This window comes from Streptococcus sp. SCPM-O-B-15304 (M98) (assembly GCF_058200215.1).
The window spans coordinates 1-684 of the sequence record NZ_JBYQGQ010000035.1 but is presented as its reverse complement, the minus strand read 5'-3'; the positions used below and the strand labels follow the sequence as shown (position 1 = coordinate 684).

Genomic DNA, 684 nt, shown 5'->3' with positions numbered 1-684 from the left:
TAGTCTTTGTCTACTGGTTGAGCATCTTCGTCAGTCACATCTGACTTGATGGTCTTGCCTTCTGTATCTACGTAGTGTACATAGACATTTCCATTCACTTCTTTATAGACATAAGTAATAGTTGATTTTGGTTTAGTAACCTGACCTGTAACTGGGTCAGACTTTTCAAGGTGTCCATTCTCATCAACCTTACCTACTGGATAATCACCCTTCGGTACGATCTTATATGTCTTACCATCTTCACTCTTGATTGTGTTTGGTTTTTCACCTTCTTCAGTAGTGTCATATGGTGTGTCATATGGTGAGTTTGGAGTATCTTGGCGAGGTTTTTGAATCTCTTTACCATTTTCATCTACATAAGTGATAACAACTTCACCTTCTTTAAGTTTGTAGATGTAAGTTACATTCTTATCCTCTTTAGCAACTGCACCTGTTGTTGGGTCTGTTGACTTGAGGTGACCTTCGTCATCTACTTCACCGACTGTGTAGTTACCAGCTGGGACTAACTCATAAGTCTTACCTTCGAATTTAATCTCTTGCGGACGATTGTCTACAACTGTATCGTAGGCCTTATTAATTGGTTGGTCTTTTTCATCAGTAACATCTTCCTTGATTGTCTTGCCTTCTGTATCTACATAGTGTACATAGACATTACCATTCACTTCTTTATAAACATAAGTGATA

1 protein-coding gene is annotated in these 684 nt (G+C 38.2%); it reads right to left on the bottom strand.

Annotated elements, in window-relative coordinates; all coding sequences use genetic code 11:
• On the bottom strand, window positions 1–684 hold a 684-nt coding region (locus tag AC3E7H_RS09915; RefSeq protein WP_490676505.1), incomplete at both ends, for a MucBP domain-containing protein.